Below are 19,937 nucleotides of genomic sequence, written 5' to 3' on the forward strand. Positions count from 1 at the left end.
TAGCGGCCATTACCGAGCGACCAGGAGGCCGGCCGATGACGAGCGACTCGACAGCGACTCCTGCCCAGCAGATCGCCGCCGGCTACGCGACTGAGGGCCAGGCGCTCGATCTCGGCTCGGTCGTTGTCGGCGGTGTCGTTGATCCCACAGCGCAGGTCCGGATCCCGCTGGCGATGATGAATCGGCACGGCCTGGTAGCCGGGGCCACCGGGACCGGCAAGACCAAGACGCTGCAGGTGGTCGCCGAACAGCTCTCGGCCGCCGGGGTGCCGGTGATGATGGCCGACGTCAAGGGCGACCTGTCCGGCTTGGCGCGGGCGGGGGAGTCCAGTGACCGCACCCTTGCGCGCGCCAAGGACACCGGCGACGACGGCTGGACCGGGGCCCCGTTCCCGGTCGAGTTCCTGTCGCTGGGTACTGACGGCATCGGTGTCCCGGTGCGCGCGACGATCTCGGCGTTCGGGCCAATCCTGCTGTCAAAGGTGTTGGGGCTCAACCCTACTCAGGAGTCGACGCTTGGGCTGATCTTCCACTGGGCCGACCAGCAGGGGCTTCCGCTGCTGGACCTGAAGGATCTGCGCTCGGTGATCACCTACTTGACCAGTGATGAGGGCAAGGTAGTCCTGAAGACCATCGGTGGGGTTTCGCCGCAGACCGCGGGGGTGATCCTGCGCGCGCTGGTCAATCTCGAGGCCGACGGCGGTGCCACGTTCTTCGGTGAGCCCGAACTCGATCCGGCGGACCTGCTGCGCGTCGACGCCCAGGGCCGCGGGGTGATCACCCTGCTCGAGCTGGGCGACCAGGCGGCCCGGCCGGTGATGTTCTCGACGTTCCTGATGTGGGTGCTGGCCGATCTGTTCACCTACCTGCCTGAGGTCGGTGACATCGACAAGCCCAAGCTGGTGTTCTTCTTCGACGAGGCCCACCTGCTGTTCGCCGACGCGTCCAAGGCGTTCCTGCAGCAGGTCGAGCAGACGGTCAAGCTCATCAGGTCCAAAGGCGTCGGCGTCTTCTTCTGCACGCAGCTGCCCACCGACGTGCCCAACAACGTGCTGTCCCAATTGGGGGCGCGCGTCCAGCACGCGTTGCGGGCCTTCACTCCCGACGATCAGAAGGCGCTGTCCAAGACGGTGCGTACCTATCCCAAGACCGAATTCTATGATCTGGAAACGGATTTGACGTCACTCGGCATCGGCGAGGCTATCGTCACGGTGCTCTCCGAACGCGGCGCGCCGACACCGGTGGCGTGGACAAGGATGCGCCCGCCGCAGTCGTTGATGGACACCATCGGACCCGACGCCATCAAGGCTGCCGCGCAGTCGAGTCCGCTGTTCGCGAAGTACGGCCAGACCGTCGACCGCGAGTCCGCCTACGAGAAGCTGGCCGCGAAACTGGCTCCGTCGCCGGAGGAGTTGGTGGATCTGCCGCCGCTGCTGCCGACCGGAATCGACCTGCCGCCGATGCCCAAGCCTCCGAAGGAGGAACCGGGTGTGCTCGATCAGGTGATGAACAGCCCGGCGTTCAAGAGCGCGATGCGTTCGGCGGGAACGGTGATCGGCCGCGAGATCACCCGCAGCATTTTCGGAACCGGCCGCCGGAGACGGTAGCTAGTCGCCGCCGAGCTTCTTGTAGACGGCGCCGACGATCGGCGTGACGACCCCTCGCGGTGCATACCCCGCGGCGACCGACATCGCCTTGGACGTCAGCCCCGGCACGATCCGCATCTTGTTGCGCGCCAACCCATCCAGCGAGATCCGCGCCGTGTACTCGGTGTTGATCCACAGGAAATCGGGGATCAAGCGCTCCACCAGTGACTGCTCGGACACGTCGGGCAGCTCGGTGCGCACCGGGCCGGGCGCGAGCACCGTGACATGCACCCCCTCGCTCTTGACCTCGCCGCGCAGCGACTCGCTGAACGTATTCGCGAACGCCTTGCTCGCCGCGTAGGTGGCGTTGTTCGGGATCGGCGAGTTCCCGGCGGCTGACCCCGAAATCAGGATGCCGCCGGCCTTGCGGGCCAGCATTCCCGGCAGGACCGCGAGCACCAGATCGTGCACACCGAGCACGTTGAGCTGAACCTGCGCCTTCTCGGCGGCCGGATCGAGCTTGGCCACCGGCCCGAACGTCGCGGTGCCCGCGTTGGCGCACAGGATCGAGATGTCCCGCTCGGCGAGTTCGTCGGCCAACGCCGTCCGCGCGGCAGGGTCGGCGAGATCCACCGGGCGCACCTCGACGATGACGCCGTAGCGCTCGGTCAGCCGCGCGGCCAGCGCGTGCAGCACGTCGGCGCGGCGCGCGGTGATGATCAGATGGTGGCCACGGGCGGCCAGTTCGGTGGCCAGCGCCTCGCCGATGCCCTGAGAGGCACCGGTGACGACGGCTCGGCTTTCCGGTGAAGGTGCGGGTACTGGCATGCGGCAATCGTAGGGGGAGTGACTACTCTGACCGGCATGCGCAGGCCCCCGTCGGTTGCCCAGACCGCCGGTCGGTCGAAAGTCGTGGCGTGGGCACTGTGGGACTGCGGCTCAACGGGCATGAACGCGATCGTCGCGACCTTCGTCTTCGCGGTGTACCTGACCAGCACGGTCGGCCAGGGCTTGCCCGGTGACACCTCGCCGGCCAGCTGGCTGGGCCGCGCACTGGCCATCGCCGGACTGACCGTCGCGTTGCTCGCCCCGCTCACCGGGGTGCTGGTCCAGGCGCCGCATCGCCGCCGCGCCGCGTTGACCATCCTGACCGGTTTGGCGGTGGCCTCCACGGCGACGATGAGCCTGATCCGGGCCGACCCGACGTACTTCGCGATGGGTCTGGTGCTGCTGGCATTCACCGCGGCCTGCGGCGATCTGGCCAGCGTCCCGTACAACGCGATGCTGCGGCAGCTCACCACCCCGCAGAACTCCGGGCGCATCTCGGGGATCGGGGCCGCGGCCGGCTACTTCGGCAGCGTCGCGCTTCTGATGGTCATCTACGCCGCGTTCATCGCCGGGAACGGCCCGGACCGCGGCCTGTTCGGCGTCCCGGTCGCCGATGGTCAGAACGTGCGTGCCGCGATGGTGATGGCAGCGGTCTGGTTCGTCGTGCTCGCCCTGCCACTGCTGATCACCGCGCACACCTTCACCCCGGCGGTCGACCCAGAAGCCCAGGCCGTCGGCCTGCTCGGCGGCTACCGCCGGTTGTGGAACGACCTGCGCGACGAGTGGCGCCGCGATCGCAACCTCGTCTATTACCTGATCGTCAGCGCGATCTTCCGTGACGGCATCGCCGGGGTGTTCGCCTTCGGCGCCGTGCTCGGCGTCAGCGTCTATGGCATCTCACAGGCCAACGTGCTGATCTTCGGCGTCATCGCCAGCACCATGGCCGCCCTCGGCGCGGTGCTCGCCGGTCCTGTCGACGACCGCATCGGCGGCAAGCCGGTGATCGTCGTGTCGCTGACGGTGATGATCGCGGTGGGGCTGACGCTGCTGTCGCTGTCCGGGCCTGTCGTGTTCTGGATCTGCGGGCTGCTGCTGGCACTCTGCGTCGGACCTGTCACGACCTCGGCACGCACCGTGTTGTTGCGGATGGTCAGCGACGGCAAGGAAGCCGTCGCGTTCGGGCTCTACACGATGACCGGGCGGGCGGCGTCGTTCCTGGCGCCGTGGCTGTTCTTCGTGTTCGTGGACGCCTTCCACGCCGACCGCGCAGGCCTGGGTGGGCTGTGCCTGGTGCTGGCCGTAGGCCTGTTGGGGATGCTCCTGGTGAAGGTGCCCAACGACAGACAGCCGAGCTAACCGGCTCCGGTGCAGATCGTCAGGCCGCGGCCGGTGCGTTCCCGCACCTGCGTGCCGTTGACCGACACGTTGCAGACCACGTCGCGCCCGACGTTGACGACGGCGACGCTGGCCGACGCGCGTGCGGGGGACGGCAGGCTGACCTCTTTACTCCACGGCAGCATCACGTTGAACTCGGTCTGCATGATGCCGCCGGTGTCGACGTAGGTGATGTTGATCGCGCGCCCGTCGCCGATGACGTTGTAGACGACGGTGTCGGTGCCCGTCGGGCTGGTGGTGCCCCCCGGCACGGTCGGCGTTCCCGGCGTGCCGGTCGTCGTCGGCAGTGAGGGCAGCGTCGTCGTCGGGATCGACGTGGTCGCCCGGGGAGTGGTCGACTGCGTTTCGGACAGCGGCGGCAGCGGCGCCACCACCGTCGTCTCCCGCGCTGAGCTGCTCACGATCACCAGCGCGATGACCAGGCCCACCACGAGGAGCACTGCGACTCCGGCAGCGATCCACAGCCACTTGGGCGACTTGGGCGGGCCAGGTGGCGGTTGTGGCGGTTCGTTGGGCGGATAGCCCCCACCCTGCTGCCAGTAGGACGACGGCAGCTGCTCGGTGGGTTGCGTCCCGCCCTGGTTGTACCCAGGGGGGTTGTAGCCGGGTCCGTAATATTGGCCGGCGTAGGCGGGATCGGAATTCGGCGGATAGCCGCTTCCGGCCTGCGTCGGGTCAGACCACCCCGATCGACGTGGATCGTTCATGCCCACCTCATGGTTGCCCAGGCTACCTGCGCGCGGCAGCCCCCGTCCGGTCCCTGTCAGCTCTGGATGTGTTTACCACCGGTGAGCCGCGTGGAACGTGATACCGAGTAGTAACCCAAACTCAGTGGAATGTGAGGCGGAGTGGAACAGGACGTTCGCGCGACTTACGGCGCATCGCTGTCGCCCGACGCGACGGCGTTCGCCCACATCGTGGACGACGGCGGCTATCCACGCGCCGTGCAACGGTTCCTCCGCGGCTGGCGGGCAAGTTCCTCGCGTGATGTCGAGTTGCCCGTGGACGGGCCGGTCACCAAGGTCATCCACTCCGCCGACGGGCACTGGCTGGCCTGCCAGGTCGCCCCGGAGGGCAGCACCAGAAGTCAGATCTGGGTGGTCACCACCGAGCCCGACGACCGGATGGCCCGCCGTATCGACGGCATGGGCGAGGACGGAATGGCGGGCACCGCCGAGTTGATCGCGTGGGACGGCACCCGGGTCTGCGTGATCTTGACCGGCGAGGACGGGGTCGGCCAGTCCAGCCTGATCGATCCGGCCGACGGCACCGTGACTGTCCTGGATCGCCGCTCCGGTGGCCGGCTGGTCGACGCCTGGGCCGGTTCGGCGTTGATCCGGGTCGGCCCCCGCGGCTATCGCGAGCTCATCATGCAAACCGGTCTCACCGAAATCGCTTTGCTGCCTTCGGATCCCGGCTCTAACACCGATATGGGCGTGATACTGGACGATCACCACCCTCGGCGGCTGCGTTCGGGGCCCGACGGCGAGGAGACCACGCTGTATCACCCCGCGTACACCTATGGCCCGGACTTTGCCGATGGCTACGTGCGCGCGCTGATCCGCAGCGATAACGGTGCGACACATAGCCGTTTGCTCGAGGTCACCGTCACCCCCGACGGCGTGGCGTATCACGTGGCTGCCGAGCGTCCTGGGTACGACCTCGACGAGTTCGTGGTGAGCGACGACCTCTCCACCGTCGCGCTGTTGTGGAACATCAACGGCTGCAGCGAGTTACAGATACTCGAATATGCGGACAACACGCTCACCGAGCCGATCATCCTGCCGAACCTGGTGGCCAGCGAATTGTCCATCAGCGCCGGCGGGTCGATGGTCGCCCTGACGCTGCAGGGCGCCGACATGCCACGCACCGTCGAGCTTGTCGATCCGCGTTCCCGGGAATGGGAGCGCATCGACCGCAAACCCAGTGTCGGCCCGGTCTCCGCGCGGCCGACTCTGCACACGGTGATTGCGCGCGATGGTCGTTCGCTGTTCGGCTGGCTCTATTGCCCGCCGCCCGGTGTCGCCCAGTCCGGCATGATGATCTACCTGCATGGCGGCCCCGAGGGCCAGGCTCGTCCGTCGCACAGCGAGATCTTCCCGGGGTTGCTCGACGAGGGCATCGCGGTGTTCACCCCGAACGTGCGGGGGTCGGGCGGCCAGGGCCGCGAATTCGTTCACGCCGACGACAAGGAAAAGCGGTTCGACGCCATCGACGACGTCGCCGACTGCGCTCATTATCTCGTGAGGAACGGCATCGCCGATCCGGGCCGGATCGCTTGTGCGGGTTGGTCTTACGGCGGTTACCTGACGATGGCCGCGTTGACGTTCCACCCGGATTTGTTCGTGGCCGGCGTCAGCATCTGCGGGATGAGCGATCTGGGCACGTTCTATCGCAACACCGAGCCGTGGATCGCGGCGGCCTCCTATCCCGAATACGGCCATCCGATCGCCGACCGGGATCTGCTCGACGCGCTCTCACCGCTGCAGCGGGTGGACGACCTGGTCGCCCCGCTGCTGGTGGTGCACGGCGGCACCGATACCAACGTTCCGGTCAGCGAATCGGAGCAGATGGTCGAGGCACTGCGTGAACGCGGCCGCACCGTGCGCTATCTGCTCTTCGACGACGACGGGCACGAGATCGTCAAGCGCGAGAACCACGCCGCCCTGGCCCGCGCCGTTGCCGACTGGCTGGCAGCGGCGTTTGACAAGCGTCAGGTTTAGGAAACTTTCGGGCGGGTAAAACCTTGTGCGCCAAGTGCTGCGGACGTACAAGGAGGAACACCATGCGAGGCCGCGGGATCATAGGCGCGATCGTCATTATCTGGCTGCTCATCGGAGTTTTTGCCACCTGGCAGCGCGGTTACTTCTCCAACAGCCAAACCAACTGTGCTACCGCGGGGTCCATTGCCCTGACGGTGGTGGCCGGACCTCTCAACTACGCGGGAGTCAATCCGACCGTGGCGAGTTGCAACCTGCCACAGCCCAGCCAGTAGTAACGAAAAGGGTTCAGTAAGTGAGTAACTGGAGGAAGCAATGATCGTTCTCGGAGCAATCCTGCTCATCCTTGGGTTCGTTCTGAATATTCAGATCCTGTGGACCATCGGTGTCATCCTGCTGGTGGTCGGCGCGGTCCTGTGGTTGCTGGGCAGTGTCGGACGCCCGGTCGGCGGCCGCCGCTACTGGTATTGACCGACGCCACCGCGGGCGTGATGGTCGGCAGATGACAACGCCGCCATCGTCATAGCCCGCAGAACATCACGTGAACGCCCCTGGTCGGCCGACCTGGCCGCCAGGGGCTTCATGCTGTGTGGGGTCGAGTTGAGCAGACCGAACACCGCGTGTGCCATCAACCGGGCGTCGGCCTCGTCGAGGTCGGAATGGACCTGCCGCTGCACGTCGACCCAGATCTCGACATAACTGCGCTGTGCCCGCCGAACCTGACGCTGCGCCGAGACCGGCAGGTGTGCGAGATCGCGATCCTGGATCCGGATGAGGTCGGACTCGCCAAGGGCGAAGTCGAGGTGGAATTCGATCAGCCCGGTCAGTGCGGAGTCCGGCGAATCTGCCTCGGCGACGACACTGCGGGCGCCGGCCAGCAGTCGGGTGCTGATGCCCACGAGCAATTCGACCAGCAGTGCTTCCTTGTTCGGGAAGTGGCGGTAGATCGCCGGGCCGCTGACCCCGGCGGCCGCGCCGATGTCCTCGAGCCGCACGGCTTGGAAGCCCTTGTCCGCCATCAGCCGCTCCGCGGCCGCCAGCAGGGCAGATCGGCGATCCGACTTCTGCCTGCTTCGGCGGGTGGACGTTTCGATGAGACCCCTCCTGCACCAGGTCTGGACGTTTCGGTTAATCTTCACTAACCTAGCACGAGTTAGTCGTCATTAACTCAATTCGACGGGACATCGACGATGACATCAGCGGCTGCGAACCGTGAGGCGCATCTGCAGCTCGTTGAGCAGTTGCGCGGCAAGCTGGCCGCCGCAGCGCTCGGCGGCCCGGAACGCGCGCGTGAGCGGCATGTCGCGCGCGGCAAACTGCTTCCGCGCGACCGGGTGGACGGACTGCTGGATCCTGGCAGCGCACTGCTGGAAGTCGCTCCGTTGGCCGCCGACGGCATGTACGACGACGAATGCCCGGCCGCCGGGATCATCACCGGGATCGGCCGGGTGTCCGGGCGGGAGTGCATGATCGTCGCCAACGACGCGACGGTCAAAGGCGGCACGTATTACCCGGTGACGGTCAAGAAGCATCTGCGCGCCCAGGAGATCGCGCTGCAGAACCGGCTGCCCTGCCTGTACCTCGTCGACTCCGGCGGTGCATTCCTGCCTCGCCAGGACGAAGTGTTCCCCGACCGCGACCACTTCGGCCGGATCTTCTACAACCAGGCCACGATGAGCGCGGCCGGCATCCCGCAGATCGCCGCGGTGCTGGGCTCGTGCACGGCGGGCGGCGCATACGTTCCCGCGATGAGCGACGAGGCGATCATCGTGCGCAACCAGGGCACGATCTTCCTGGGCGGCCCGCCCCTGGTGAAGGCCGCCACCGGCGAGGTCGTGACCGCCGAGGAACTCGGCGGCGGCGACCTGCACTCCAAAACCTCCGGCGTCACCGACCATCTGGCGCACGACGACCGCGACGCGCTGCGCATCGTCCGCCGCATCGTGGACACCCTCGGCCCGCGCGAACCGCTGCCGTGGGATGTCCGGGCAAGCGTCGACGCGATCGCTGATCAGCATGAGCTCTACGACGTCGTCCCGGTGGATGCGCGGGTGCCCTACGACGTGCACGAGGTGATCACCCGCATCGTCGACGGCGGCGAATTCAGCGAATTCAAAGCCGAATACGGCACCACCCTGGTCACCGGCTTCGCCCACATCCACGGCCACCCCGTCGGCATCGTGGCCAACAACGGCGTGCTCTTCGGCGAATCCGCCCTCAAGGGAGCACATTTCATCGAATTGTGCGACAAGCGCATGGTGCCGTTGTTGTTCCTACAGAACATCACCGGCTTCATGGTCGGCCGCGACTACGAGGCCGGTGGCATCGCCAAGCACGGCGCCAAGATGGTGACGGCCGTGGCGTGCGCCCGGGTGCCGAAGCTGACGATGGTGATCGGCGGCTCGTACGGCGCCGGAAACTACTCGATGTGTGGACGGGCGTATTCGCCGCGGTTCCTGTGGATGTGGCCCAACGCGCGGATCTCGGTGATGGGTGGCGAGCAGGCGGCCTCGGTGCTGGCCACTGTGCGCGGGGACATGACAGCCGAAGAAGAGGACGCCTTCAAGGCGCCGATCCGCGCGCAGTACGAACATCAGGGCAATCCGTACTATTCGACCGCACGGCTGTGGGACGACGGTGTTATCGATCCCGCCGACACCAGAACTGTTCTGGGGCTGGCGCTTTCGGTGACCGCCAACGCGCCCGTCGAGCCCGTGTCCTACGGCGTCTTCAGGATGTGACGATGTTCAACACTGTGCTTGTCGCCAACCGGGGCGAGATCGCCGTGCGCGTCATCCGCACGCTGAAGGCCATGGGCATCCGCTCGGTCGCGGTCTACAGCGACGCCGACGCCGGTGCCCGCCATGTTGCCGAGGCTGATGTCGCGGTCCGGATCGGGCCGCCGCCGGCCCGGCAGAGCTACCTGGACATCGACACCGTGGTGGCCGCGGCGGTGCGCACCGGCGCGCAGGCTGTCCATCCCGGCTACGGGTTCCTTTCGGAGAATTCCGATTTCGCTGCGGCACTGGAACACTCGGGCGTGGCGTTCATCGGCCCGCCGTCGGGCGCGATCCGCACGATGGGCGACAAGATCGCCGCCAAGTCCGCGGTGTCGGCGTTCGGGGTTCCGGTGGTGCCCGGTATCGCCCGGCCGGGCCTGACCGACGCCGACCTGATCGACGCCGCCGGGGATATCGGTTTCCCCATCCTGGTCAAGCCGTCCGCGGGTGGCGGCGGCAAGGGCATGCGGCGCGTCGACGATGCCGCCGAGTTGCCTGCCGCGCTGGCCGCGGCGAGACGGGAATCCGGCGCGGCCTTCGGTGACGACACTCTGTTCCTCGAACGATTCGTGTTGCGGCCCAGGCATATCGAAGTCCAGGTACTCGCCGACACGTTCGGCACCGTCCTGCACTTCGGTGAGCGGGAATGCAGTCTGCAGCGGCGCCACCAGAAGGTCATCGAGGAAGCACCCTCGCCCCTGCTGGACGCCGACACCCGGGCGCGGATCGGTGCGGCGGCCTGCGATACCGCCCGCAGCGTCGACTACGTGGGCGCCGGCACCGTCGAGTTCATCGTGTCCGCGGACCGCCCCGACGAGTTCTTCTTCATGGAGATGAACACCCGGCTGCAGGTCGAGCATCCGGTCACCGAACTGGTCACCGGACACGACCTCGTCGAGTGGCAGGTGCGCATCGCGGCGGGGGAGAAGCTGCCCATCACTCAGGACGACATCGTCATGGACGGGCACGCGATCGAAGCGCGGGTCTATGCCGAGGATCCCGCCGCAGGCTTCCTGCCGACCGGCGGACCGGTGCTCGGACTGCAGGAGCCGTCCGGTGAGGGCGTCCGGGTGGATTCCGGTTTGTCGCAGGGCATGACGATCGGCAGCGACTACGACCCGATGCTGTCGAAGGTGATCGCCTATGGCGAAGACCGTGCCGCCGCCCTGCGCACGCTCGACCGTGCGCTGTCGCAGACCGCGGTGCTGGGGGTGGGCACCAACGTCGAGTTCCTGCGTTTTCTGCTGGCGGACGAGGATGTGGCGGCGGGCCGGCTCGACACCGGTCTGATCGACCGCACCGTCTTCACCGGTTCGCCGGCCGGCGACGACGCATTCATCGCCGCGGCGGCCTACCGCTGGCTGCAGCGCTGGCCCACCGGATCCGCTGACCCGTGGGATGTGCCGTCGGGCTGGCGGATCGGCGCGCCCGCGCCGACCAGCATTCGGCTGCGCAGCGGCGAGCGCACCGATCACGTCCACATCACCGGAACCCCTGCCGGCGCGGTGGCCCGGATCGAAGACGGTGAAAGCCGTTCGTTGTCAGCTCAGTTGGTGGGCGATCACCTCGCGTTGACCATCGACGGGCTGCGGGGCACCTACACGGTGGCCGTCGACGGCCACCAGATCTGGCTCGCCGGCGCCGGCCGGACCGTCGTGGTGGACGAGGTGCGCGAAGCGCCGGTGCGCCCGGATGACGAGGTCGGCGGCGACGCCGAGCTCGTCAGCCCGATGCCGGGTTCGGTTGTGGCGGTCGGGGTTTCCGATGGTGACGAGGTCACCGCGGGCACCGTGGTGGTCGCCGTCGAGGCGATGAAGATGGAGCATTCGCTGACAGCGCCGGTCGACGGGGTGGTGGAACTCCATGTCGCCGTGGGCGATCAGGTCAAGGTGGGACAGCTGCTGGCCAAGGTCACAGCCGTCTCAGAAAAGCAGAAGTAGAGAAAGTGCGATCATGACTGACTTCCTGTCCACGGGAACACTTCCCGACGAGTACGCGCAGCTGGCCAAGACGGTGCGCGACTTCGCGCGGACCGTCGTCGCGCCTGTGTCGGCCGAACACGACGCGGCGCACACGTTCCCCTACGACGTTGTCGCGGGGATGGCCGAGATGGGTCTGTTCGGTCTGCCGTTCCCGGAGGAGTACGGCGGCATGGGCGGCGACTACTTCGCCCTGTGCCTGGCGCTGGAGGAACTGGGCAAGGTCGACCAGAGCGTGGCCATCACTCTGGAGGCCGGGGTGTCGCTGGGGGCGATGCCGGTCTACCGCTTCGGCAACGAGGCACAGAAGCAGCAGTGGCTGCCGCTGCTCACGAGCGGCCAGGCGCTCGGCGCGTTCGGCTTGACCGAGGCCGGTGGCGGCACCGACGCGGGCGCCACCAAGACCACCGCACGCCTGGACGACGGGCATTGGGTGATCAACGGTACCAAGCAGTTCATCACCAACTCGGGCACCGACATCACCCGGCTGGTCACCGTCACCGCGGTCACCGGTGGCTCCGGCGACAACCGGGAGATCTCCTCGATCCTGGTGCCGGTGCCGAGCCCTGGTTTCACCGCCGAGCCCGCCTACGACAAGGTCGGCTGGAATGCGTCGGACACCCACCCGCTGACGTTCGAGGACGTCCGCGTGCCGCAGGAGAACCTGCTCGGCGAGCGTGGCCGCGGCTACGCCAATTTCCTGCGGATCCTCGACGAGGGCCGGATCGCTATCGCCGCGCTGTCGGTGGGTGCGGCCCAAGGCTGCGTCGACGAGAGCGTGAAGTACTCGGCCGAACGCGCCGCCTTCGGCCAGCCGATCGGGAAGTTCCAGGCCATCGAACACAAGATCGCCCGGATGGAGGCCCGCGCGCATGCGGCGCGCACCGCCTACTACGACGCGGCAGCGCTGATGTTGGCCGGCAAGCCGTTCAAGAAAGAGGCGGCGATCGCCAAGCTGGTCGCCAGTGAAGCGGCCATGGACAATGCCCGTGACGCGACCCAGATCCACGGCGGCTACGGTTTCATGAACGAATACACCGTTGCCCGGCACTACCGGGACAGCAAGATCCTCGAGATCGGGGAAGGGACAACCGAAGTGCAGCTGATGGTCATAGCCCGGCAGATGGGGCTGTAGGTGAGCGATTCCGCCGAGGAGAAAGTCGTCGTCCAGCGCGGCTTGTGGTTCGAGGAATTCGAGATCGGGGTGCGCTACGTGCACGCTCCCGGCCGCACGATCACCGAGGCCGACAACGTCTTGTTCACCACGCTGACGATGAACACTCAGGCGCTGCATCTGGATGCGGCGTTCTCCGATGCGCTGCCGCCGTTCAACCAGCGACTGGTGAATTCGATGTTCACGTTGTCCACCCTGGTGGGGTTGTCGGTCACGCAGCTGACGCAGGGCACCATCGTCGGCAACCTCGGTTTCTCCGAGATCGCTTTCCCCAAGCCGCTTTTCCACGGCGACACCATGTACGCCGAGACCGTCGTCACCGACAAGCGGGAGTCCAAGAGTCGCCCCGGCGAAGGCATCGTCACTTTCGCGCACACCGCGCGTAACCAGCACGGTGACATCGTCGCGACCGCCAGCCGCAAGACGATGGTGCGAAAGAAGCCTGCCTGATGGCACTTGACAATCCAGGGCCCGCCTGGCTGTTCTGCCCCGCCGACCGCCCGGAGCGATTCGAGAAGGCCGCTGCCACAGCCGATGTCGTGATCCTCGACCTCGAGGACGGGGTGGCGGCCAAGGATCGCGAAGCCGCCCGCGAAGCGCTCGTGGGTACGCAGCTCGATCCCGGCCGTACCGTCGTGCGGATCAACCCGTCGACAACGCCGGATCATCCGCTCGACCTCGAAGCACTTGCCCGCACGCCGTACACCACCGTGATGCTGGCCAAGACTGAGACCGGTGAGCAGGTTGCCGCGCTGGCGCCACTGGATGTCGTGGTGCTCATCGAAACCCCGCTGGGCGCGCTCAATGTCGTCGAGTCGTCCCGGGTCGACAACGCGTTCGCCGTCATGTGGGGTGCCGAGGACTTGTTCGCCGTCTTGGGCGGCACCGCCAACCGCTATCCCGACGGCTCCTACCGTGAAGTCGCACGGCACGTCCGGTCGCAGAGCTTGCTGGCGGCCAAGGCCTACGGCCGGCTCGCACTCGATTCGGTGTACCTCGACATCAAGGATCTGGACGGTCTGCGCGGCGAGGTCGACGACGCCGTGGCGGTCGGTTTCGATGCCAAAGTGGCCATCCACCCTAGCCAGATCGCAGTGATTAGGGAGGGCTACCTTCCTAGCGCTGAACAGGTAGGTTGGGCGCGACACGTGCTCGAGGCGGCCCGCAATGAACGCGGTGTCTTCCAATTCGAGGGCATAATGGTGGATGCCCCGGTGCTTCGGCGAGCAGAGCGCATAGTCCAGCTAGCGCCCGACCCCGGCCGCTAGCTGGAGCCTGCCACAACAGGTTTGCTCCGACCGCCTCTGTACCGGACGAGGAGGCGGTTATGGATCAGCCGGTTCAACTCATCGGGCCCGACGGAACGGCGACGGCCGAGAGCCGATATCGCCGTGATCTGCCGCCGGAAACCCTGATCTGGCTCTACGAGAACCTCGTTGTCACTCGCGATCTGGACGTCGAATTCGTCCATCTGCAACGGCAGGGTGAGCTGGCGCTCTACGCCTCGTGCCGTGGCCAGGAGGCCGCTCAGATCGGTGCCGCGGCGTGCCTGCGGAAGACCGACTGGCTGTTCCCGCAGTTCCGCGAGCTCGGAGTCTTTCTGGTCCGCGGAATCGCGCCCGCGCAGGTTGCGGCCCTCTGGCGCGGCGCCTGGCATGGCGGTCTCGATTTCACCAGCAAGTGCTGTGCTCCGATAGCCATCCCGATCGCCACCCACGCGCCGCACGCCGTGGGTGCGGCGATGGCAGCCCAACGGCTGGGCGAGGATTCAGTGACGGTGGCCTTCCTCGGGGACGGCGCCACCAGCGAAGGCGATTCGCACGAAGCGATGAACCTCGCCGCCGTCGAGAAGGCCCCCTGCGTCTTCTACATCCAGAACAACCAGTGGGCGATCTCGGTGCCGGCCAGCCGCCAATACGCCGGCCCCACCCTCGCGCATCGTGCGATCGGTTACGGGATGCCCGGAATCAGAGTGGACGGCAACGACATCCTGGCGTGCTACGCGGTGATGGCCGAAGCCGCCGAACGGGCTCGCGTCGGTGACGGGCCCACGTTCATCGAGGCGGTCACCTACCGCATGGAGCCGCACACCACCTCCGACGATGCCACTCGTTACCGGACCGCCGCCGAGATCGCCGAATGGTCGGCCCGCGATCCGATCGCCCGCTATCGCACGTACCTGCAGCAGATGGGAGTTCTGACCGACCGAGTCGAGCAACGGGTGGAAGCGCGTTCGACGCGGTTGCGTGCCGAACTACGCGACGCGGTTGTCGGCGCCCCCGACCCCGATGTGGGCGAGCTGTTCGAGCACGTCTATGCCGAGATCACCCCCGAATTGTCGGCCCAGCGTGCGCAATTGCGCGCCGAACTGGCTTAGGAGGCAGGATATGACGCAGATCATCGACCGGCCGCCATTGCGTGGCGACGGCACGCCGGAGCCCGACGGCCCGATCCTGACCGAGTTGCCCAGTGTCACCACGCTGACCATGGCGCAGGCGATCAACCGTGCCCTGCATGATGCGATGGCCGGTGACGACCGGGTGCTGGTGTTCGGCGAGGATGTCGCCGCGCTGGGCGGGGTGTTCCGGATCACCGAGGGGCTGGCCGAAACCTTCGGTGAGCAACGGTGTTTCGACACCCCACTGGCCGAATCAGCGATCATCGGCGCGGCGGTCGGGCTCGCGATCCGTGGCTTCGTTCCGGTTCCCGAGATCCAGTTCGACGGGTTCTCCTACCCGGCGTTCGACCAGATCGTCAGCCACCTCGCCAAGTATCGGATGCGCACCCGCGGCCAGGTCGACATGCCCGTCACCGTCCGGATCCCGTCGTTCGGCGGTATCGGTGCGGTGGAGCATCATTCGGAATCCACCGAGACCTACTGGGTACACACCGCGGGATTGAAAGTCGTTGTGCCCTCGACACCGTCGGATGCCTACTGGTTGCTGCGGCACGCGATCGCCGACCGTGATCCGGTGATCTACCTGGAGCCCAAGCGCCGGTACTGGGGTCGCGAAGCGGTCGACCTCGCCCTGCCGAGACCGCCGATCGGCAAGGCTGCCGTCCGCCGCGGTGGTGACGATGTCACGGTGCTCACCTATGGCGGGCTGGTCGGGACGGCACTGAACGCGGCCGAAATCACCGAGCACAGCCTGGAAGTCATCGATCTGCGGTCGCTGAGCCCGCTGGACTTCGACACCGTCGCCGAGTCGGTCCGCAAGACAGGGCGTGCGGTGGTCATGCATGAGGGGCCGCGAACGCTGGGCTTCGGAGCCGAGTTGGCGGCCCGGATCTCCGAGGAACTGTTCTACGACCTCGAGTCACCGGTGTTGCGCGCCACCGGATTCGACACCCCCTATCCGCCGGCCCGGCTGGAGAAGCTCTGGCTACCGGGCGTGGACCGGCTGCTCGACTGCGTCGAGAAAGCGATGCGACGGCCATGAGCGACTTCCTGGTTCCCGACCTCGGGGAAGGTTTGGAGGACGCCACCATCACCAGCTGGGCGGTCGCGGTCGGCGACGTCGTCGAACTCAACCAGACCCTGTGCACGGTCGAGACCAACAAGGCCGAGGTCGAGATCCCCAGCCCGTACGCGGGGCGCATCGAGGCCCTTGGCGGCGCCGAGGGTGAAACCCTGGCAGTCGGAACACTGTTGGTCCGCATCGAGACCGAAGGCCGCACCCCCGTGCTGGTCGGCTACGGGATCGACGACGGTGTGGACCGCAGCAGGCGGGCCCGCGCGGCCCCGAAGACGCGCAAGCTGGCAGCGGACTTGGAGGTGGATCTCCAAGGGCTGCAGCCTGGTTCGGGCACCGACGGGGTGATCACCCGCGACGACGTGCTGCAGGCTGCCGGCACGGCGCCGCCGTCGCAGACCGTACCCGTCCGCGGCGTCCAGGCCCGGATGGCCACCCACATGGTGCTGTCGCGCAGCCAGATCCCCGACGCACACGCCAGCGTGCAGGTGGATTGTTCTGCGCTGCTGCGGCTTCGGGACGCCCTCGATGTGACGCCGTTCGTCCTGACGTTGCGGCTGCTGGTCATCGCGCTGGGCCGTCATCCGATGCTCAACGCCACGTGGGTGGAAACCGAAGCGGGACCGGAGATTCGGCTGCATCCGGATGTGCGGCTGGGTATCGCCGTCGCCACCGAGCGCGGGCTGGTGGTTCCGGTGATCGACACCCGCGAGTGCTCCACCCGGCGGCTGGTCGAGGCCGTCGACGACGTGGTGGCGCGCGCCAGGGCGGGCACACTGGCGCCCACCCAGATGAGCGGGTCGACGTTCACGGTGTCGAACTTCGGTGCGCTGGGACTCGACGAAGGCGTGCCGGTGATCAACTATCCGGAGGCCGCGATCCTGGGCATGGGCTCCCTGAAGCCGCGTGCGGTGGTGGTCGATGACGCAGTGGTGGCGCGGCCGACGATGACCTTGACGTGTGCGTTCGACCATCGCATCGCCGACGGCGCGCAGGCCGCGGCGTTCCTGACCGATCTGCGCGGGCTGATCGAGGCGCCGGAGACGGCGCTGCTCGATCTCTAGGCTTGCGGGTACGGGGTGTAGCGCTTGTTGTATCCCAACTGGCGTTCGGCGATCTGAGCGGCCCGGCCCTCGGGGGTGACGAAGACGGTATTGGCCGGCAGCACGCTGTCGAGGTCGCTGAGCTTGACCACCTGCGAGCTCACCGTGGGGTCGACCGTGGAATTCGGATCGAAGTCCTGGAACCGGATGGAGATCGTGCCCTGATTCAGGCCGCCGGTGGACACCCAGTTGGCCACGCCGGGATCGGTGGGGGAAACCACGATCGTGTAGGTCGCGTCGTCGTCATTGATCTCCGATTGGCTGACGTTCAGGCTGGTCTGCTGGTCCCAGTAGTTGTCGGTGATCGTCCAGACGTTGGTTACCGGAACGCTGAAATACCGTGCCTTGCCGGGGTTTATCGTGATGACCAATGCGTCGTCGTCGGCCAGGTCGAAGTAGCCGGCGCTCTGCAGTTGGGTCGCCAGGAACGCCGCGTTGTGGTCGGGATCCGACAACACATTCGGCGCCTTCGTCTGTCCTGTGGTGGCGTCTTTGGTCGCGACGCCCATGTACTTGTCCTCGCCGCTGATGCCCAGCAGCAGCATGATCACCGCGGCCTCGACGGACTGCAGCAGCCGTGGTGCGGGCAGCGGCGGGATCAGCGACACCAGCGACGTCAGCAGCGGATTGCCCGACACCAGCGGGCCGATGACCGGGATGGCGAATCCGCCGACCTGGCTGAACAAGCTGTTCGGTGGACCGCTGACTCGCAGGATCTGCAGGCTCATCGGCTCTTCGGTTGTCCAGTCCGCCAGGGTGTTTCGCGTCGTGATCAGGCTTGTACCGGGCGGAAGGTACAGGTGATTCTTCTGCCCGAGCAGGGTGGGTGTGCCATCCACCGTGATGGTGAAGCTGCCGTCGGGGTTGAGTTCGAGGTCCTTGCCGTTGATGTTGTCGGCGGTCTCCCCATTCAGTCCGGTGAGCACGCTGAAGTTGGTGTCGGCGGGCAGCGAGCCGTCGAACTTGCCGGTGATCACGTACGACGACGCGTTGTTCACCCCGACGAACCGGTAGATCGTGTCGGGGTTGTCGTACCAGATCCGGGACCCGGCAAAGCTCTGCAGGTACCAATCGTGGGTGGGTGCCACCTGCTGAAAGAACTTGGGGGCGTTGGAGTTCAGCAGGAGTACTTCCATCGCGGCCTGGTTGGCGTACTCGGTGACCGCCTGATCGAGCTGGGCCATGTTCTCTGCGTCGGGTCCGCCGATCATGCTGAAGTTCTTCTGCGCGGCCAGCCACCACCCGATCTTGAGGATCTCTTTGGCGACTCGCATGAACGGCGAATTGGCGATCTGGGTGGCGATCTGCTCGGCGTTGAGCTGATCGGTGGTGGATAGCACCGACGTCGGCTCGGCATCGCCCGGATTCTCCAGGACGGTGACCTTCGCGGTGGCCGTCGAGCCGCCGTTGGGCGCGAAAAGTGTTGCCAGACCATGCCAGTGCATCTGATTGCCGGGCTGGTCGTCGGCCTTCACCGAGAACGTGTCGGTGCCGCCGAGTGTGACGAACTCGTCGTCGGGGGTGTAGGTGAAGGTGCCGTCCTCGTGGATGTCCACGCTGCCGTGTTGCGGCGCCTGCGTCAACGTGTAGGTGAGCGCGTACCCGTTGGCCTGCTTGGCATTCAGCGTCCCGGTGATGACGCCGTCGTCGGCCTGCATGTTCTGCGCGGCGTTGTAGGCCAGCGTCGGTGTGCGGGCGAAGAAGATATTGCCGATCGTGGCGGGTGGCTGCTGCGTCGTCTGCTCGGCTTCACGGCGGGCGTAGCCGAGAACATCGGTGAGGGTGACGGCCGTGCGGGGGAGCGCGGGGCTGGTGCGGGCTGTGGACGCGACGCGCTTCGGCGCGGTCCGGGCTTTCGCGGGCCCGGCCTTGACGGATTGTCGCGCCGAGTGTGCGGTCACATTCGACGCGCTGCCCGTGTCGGCCAGCGCGACCCCGGGGTTGTTGGCCACTGCCACGCCGACGCCGAGCGCGAACGCCAACGCTCCCACCCGTCCGACGTAGCGGGCATACCGGCTTGATGTGGTCTGCGTCACACGTCGACTGTAAATTGACGCAGGCCGTTCCATCGCGGAATGGCTACCCGCGCTTGGCCATCTGGGCGGCACGGTCCTCGGCGTGAAACTCCCACGGCGCGGTCGGCAACACGTCACCGGTTTCCAGCAGCGTCTTGAGGTTGGCAAACACGGTCGGCCAGCCCTGCCCGATCGACTCGCGATCGGCCGGCGACGCCAGGTTTGTGTGCGTGACGGTCAGTTTGACGATGTCGCGGAAGGGCTCGATGTCGAACGCGACGACACTCTCTTCGGCGGTCGGATCGTCGCTGGGCTCGCCGAAGCCGAAGACCAGCCGTCGGGGTGGATCGACCTCCATCACGGTGCCGGTGACGTCCACGATCTCGGATCCGTCGGATCGAACGTGATCGACGCGGCTGCCGACGCTCCAGTCCGAGACCTGCGCATGGCCCCAGAACTTCGCGGTGAGATCGGCGTCGGTCAGGGCATGCCACACCTGCTCAGCGCTGGCGTGGATGTAGGTCGTGTAGACGTAGTCGGGAACGGTCTCGGACATGGCGCTTTCCTCCGCGTGCTGCTTGATCGCCGCGAGAGCCGCCAGGCGCGGCTCCTCGAATTTCCAAATCCAGCGGGTCTGGAGTTGGTGAATCGGAACTGCATTCAGGTAGTGGAGCTTGCGGCGGCCGTCACGCACCGAGGTCACCAGATTGGCGGCCTCGAGAATCTCGAGGTGCTGGCTCACCGATTGCCGGCGCATGTCGAGCCCGTCGCACAGCTCGCCCAACGTCAGCCCGGCCCGCTCATGGAGCATGTCGAGCAGGCGTCGCCGGCCAGGGTCGGCCAACGCCTTGAAGACCGCGTCTGCTTCCACGCGTCCCATAATG

The 19,937-nt window shown here is 66.9% G+C and carries 18 protein-coding genes; 13 read left to right on the plus strand and 5 right to left on the minus strand.

What is annotated here, in order from left to right; all coding sequences use genetic code 11:
* Nucleotides 1–35 precede the first annotated feature (35 nt).
* Nucleotides 36–1,607: a helicase HerA-like domain-containing protein gene (locus EV580_RS30560; RefSeq protein ID WP_133696413.1), complete on the plus strand. Its 1,572-nt coding sequence runs from the start codon at nucleotides 36–38 to the stop codon at nucleotides 1,605–1,607.
* On the opposite strand, the gene cmrA is transcribed toward EV580_RS30560, so the two are convergent.
* Nucleotides 1,608–2,414: a mycolate reductase gene (cmrA, locus tag EV580_RS30565; protein ID WP_133696414.1), complete on the minus strand. Its 807-nt coding sequence runs from the start codon at nucleotides 2,412–2,414 to the stop codon at nucleotides 1,608–1,610.
* 36 nt (nucleotides 2,415–2,450) lie between these two features.
* On the opposite strand from cmrA, the gene EV580_RS30570 reads away from it, so the two are divergent.
* On the plus strand, nucleotides 2,451–3,770 hold the full coding sequence (locus tag EV580_RS30570; protein ID WP_133696416.1) for an MFS transporter: 1,320 nt from the start codon (nucleotides 2,451–2,453) through the stop codon (nucleotides 3,768–3,770).
* Here EV580_RS30570 and EV580_RS30575 read toward each other — a convergent pair.
* Nucleotides 3,767–4,516, minus strand: a complete 750-nt coding sequence (locus tag EV580_RS30575; RefSeq protein WP_133696418.1) for an MmpS family transport accessory protein — start codon at nucleotides 4,514–4,516, stop codon at nucleotides 3,767–3,769. The genes EV580_RS30570 and EV580_RS30575 overlap by 4 nt on opposite strands.
* 141 nt (nucleotides 4,517–4,657) lie before the next feature.
* Here EV580_RS30575 and EV580_RS30580 point away from each other — a divergent pair, with 141 nt between their 5' ends.
* From EV580_RS30580 to EV580_RS30590, 3 genes are all read left to right on the plus strand, one after another.
* Nucleotides 4,658–6,532: an alpha/beta hydrolase family protein gene (locus tag EV580_RS30580; RefSeq protein WP_133696419.1), complete on the plus strand. Its 1,875-nt coding sequence runs from the start codon at nucleotides 4,658–4,660 to the stop codon at nucleotides 6,530–6,532.
* Nucleotides 6,533–6,594: 62 nt separating this feature from the next.
* Nucleotides 6,595–6,804, plus strand: a complete 210-nt coding sequence (locus tag EV580_RS34390; protein ID WP_133696421.1) for a hypothetical protein — start codon at nucleotides 6,595–6,597, stop codon at nucleotides 6,802–6,804.
* Nucleotides 6,805–6,844: 40 nt separating this feature from the next.
* A complete protein-coding gene (locus EV580_RS30590) occupies nucleotides 6,845–7,000 on the plus strand; it encodes a DUF6131 family protein (RefSeq protein ID WP_133696423.1) in 156 nt (51 codons plus the stop codon).
* Here the strand turns inward: EV580_RS30590 and EV580_RS30595 are convergent.
* Nucleotides 6,988–7,662, minus strand: a complete 675-nt coding sequence (locus tag EV580_RS30595) for an SACE_7040 family transcriptional regulator (protein WP_370581631.1) — start codon at nucleotides 7,660–7,662, stop codon at nucleotides 6,988–6,990. The genes EV580_RS30590 and EV580_RS30595 overlap by 13 nt on opposite strands.
* Before the next feature lie 57 nt (nucleotides 7,663–7,719).
* Between EV580_RS30595 and EV580_RS30600 the strand changes: the two genes are divergently transcribed.
* The 8 genes from EV580_RS30600 to EV580_RS30635 are packed head-to-tail and all read left to right on the plus strand — an operon-like array spanning nucleotide 7,720 to nucleotide 16,999.
* On the plus strand, nucleotides 7,720–9,270 hold the full coding sequence (locus EV580_RS30600; protein ID WP_133696424.1) for a carboxyl transferase domain-containing protein: 1,551 nt from the start codon (nucleotides 7,720–7,722) through the stop codon (nucleotides 9,268–9,270).
* A gap of 2 nt (nucleotides 9,271–9,272) precedes the next feature.
* On the plus strand, nucleotides 9,273–11,249 hold the full coding sequence (locus EV580_RS30605) for an acetyl/propionyl/methylcrotonyl-CoA carboxylase subunit alpha (protein ID WP_133696426.1): 1,977 nt from the start codon (nucleotides 9,273–9,275) through the stop codon (nucleotides 11,247–11,249).
* A gap of 13 nt (nucleotides 11,250–11,262) precedes the next feature.
* Nucleotides 11,263–12,423, plus strand: coding sequence for an acyl-CoA dehydrogenase family protein (locus EV580_RS30610; RefSeq protein WP_133696428.1), 1,161 nt, complete (start codon nucleotides 11,263–11,265; stop codon nucleotides 12,421–12,423).
* A complete protein-coding gene (locus tag EV580_RS30615; protein WP_133696429.1) occupies nucleotides 12,424–12,912 on the plus strand; it encodes a MaoC family dehydratase in 489 nt (162 codons plus the stop codon).
* Complete coding sequence (locus tag EV580_RS30620; protein ID WP_133696431.1) at nucleotides 12,912–13,730, plus strand: HpcH/HpaI aldolase/citrate lyase family protein; 819 nt, start codon at nucleotides 12,912–12,914, stop codon at nucleotides 13,728–13,730. Before EV580_RS30615 ends, EV580_RS30620 begins: the two co-directional genes overlap by 1 nt.
* 59 nt (nucleotides 13,731–13,789) lie before the next feature.
* Nucleotides 13,790–14,839, plus strand: coding sequence for a pyruvate dehydrogenase (acetyl-transferring) E1 component subunit alpha (gene pdhA, locus EV580_RS30625; protein ID WP_133696432.1), 1,050 nt, complete (start codon nucleotides 13,790–13,792; stop codon nucleotides 14,837–14,839).
* A 10-nt stretch (nucleotides 14,840–14,849) separates the two neighbouring features.
* Nucleotides 14,850–15,902: an alpha-ketoacid dehydrogenase subunit beta gene (locus EV580_RS30630; RefSeq protein ID WP_133696434.1), complete on the plus strand. Its 1,053-nt coding sequence runs from the start codon at nucleotides 14,850–14,852 to the stop codon at nucleotides 15,900–15,902.
* Nucleotides 15,899–16,999, plus strand: a complete 1,101-nt coding sequence (locus EV580_RS30635) for a dihydrolipoamide acetyltransferase family protein (protein ID WP_133696436.1) — start codon at nucleotides 15,899–15,901, stop codon at nucleotides 16,997–16,999. The genes EV580_RS30630 and EV580_RS30635 overlap by 4 nt, the downstream gene beginning before the upstream one ends.
* Here the strand turns inward: EV580_RS30635 and EV580_RS30640 are convergent.
* On the minus strand, nucleotides 16,996–19,074 hold the full coding sequence (locus EV580_RS30640; RefSeq protein ID WP_286171931.1) for an Ig-like domain-containing protein: 2,079 nt from the start codon (nucleotides 19,072–19,074) through the stop codon (nucleotides 16,996–16,998). The two genes, EV580_RS30635 and EV580_RS30640, sit on opposite strands and share 4 nt — an antisense overlap.
* Nucleotides 19,075–19,117: 43 nt before the next feature.
* Nucleotides 19,118–19,933: an ArsR/SmtB family transcription factor gene (locus EV580_RS30645; RefSeq protein ID WP_166654959.1), complete on the minus strand. Its 816-nt coding sequence runs from the start codon at nucleotides 19,931–19,933 to the stop codon at nucleotides 19,118–19,120.
* Nucleotides 19,934–19,937: the final 4 nt, after the last annotated feature.

The sequence above is a fragment of the Mycobacterium sp. BK086 genome, from assembly GCA_004362315.1.
In the GTDB taxonomy this organism is placed as follows: domain Bacteria; phylum Actinomycetota; class Actinomycetes; order Mycobacteriales; family Mycobacteriaceae; genus Mycobacterium.

Coding starts and splice junctions, on each gene's coding strand:
- EV580_RS30560 (WP_133696413.1), top strand. CDS start 36: ATGACGAGCGACTCGACAGCGACTCCTGCCCAGCAGATCGCCGCCGGC.
- cmrA (WP_133696414.1), bottom strand. CDS start 2,414: ATGCCAGTACCCGCACCTTCACCGGAAAGCCGAGCCGTCGTCACCGGT.
- EV580_RS30570 (WP_133696416.1), top strand. CDS start 2,451: ATGCGCAGGCCCCCGTCGGTTGCCCAGACCGCCGGTCGGTCGAAAGTC.
- EV580_RS30575 (WP_133696418.1), bottom strand. CDS start 4,516: ATGAACGATCCACGTCGATCGGGGTGGTCTGACCCGACGCAGGCCGGA.
- EV580_RS34390 (WP_133696421.1), top strand. CDS start 6,595: ATGCGAGGCCGCGGGATCATAGGCGCGATCGTCATTATCTGGCTGCTC.
- EV580_RS30590 (WP_133696423.1), top strand. CDS start 6,845: ATGATCGTTCTCGGAGCAATCCTGCTCATCCTTGGGTTCGTTCTGAAT.
- EV580_RS30600 (WP_133696424.1), top strand. CDS start 7,720: ATGACATCAGCGGCTGCGAACCGTGAGGCGCATCTGCAGCTCGTTGAG.
- EV580_RS30605 (WP_133696426.1), top strand. CDS start 9,273: ATGTTCAACACTGTGCTTGTCGCCAACCGGGGCGAGATCGCCGTGCGC.
- EV580_RS30610 (WP_133696428.1), top strand. CDS start 11,263: ATGACTGACTTCCTGTCCACGGGAACACTTCCCGACGAGTACGCGCAG.
- EV580_RS30620 (WP_133696431.1), top strand. CDS start 12,912: ATGGCACTTGACAATCCAGGGCCCGCCTGGCTGTTCTGCCCCGCCGAC.
- pdhA (WP_133696432.1), top strand. CDS start 13,790: ATGGATCAGCCGGTTCAACTCATCGGGCCCGACGGAACGGCGACGGCC.
- EV580_RS30630 (WP_133696434.1), top strand. CDS start 14,850: ATGACGCAGATCATCGACCGGCCGCCATTGCGTGGCGACGGCACGCCG.
- EV580_RS30635 (WP_133696436.1), top strand. CDS start 15,899: ATGAGCGACTTCCTGGTTCCCGACCTCGGGGAAGGTTTGGAGGACGCC.
- EV580_RS30645 (WP_166654959.1), bottom strand. CDS start 19,933: ATGGGACGCGTGGAAGCAGACGCGGTCTTCAAGGCGTTGGCCGACCCT.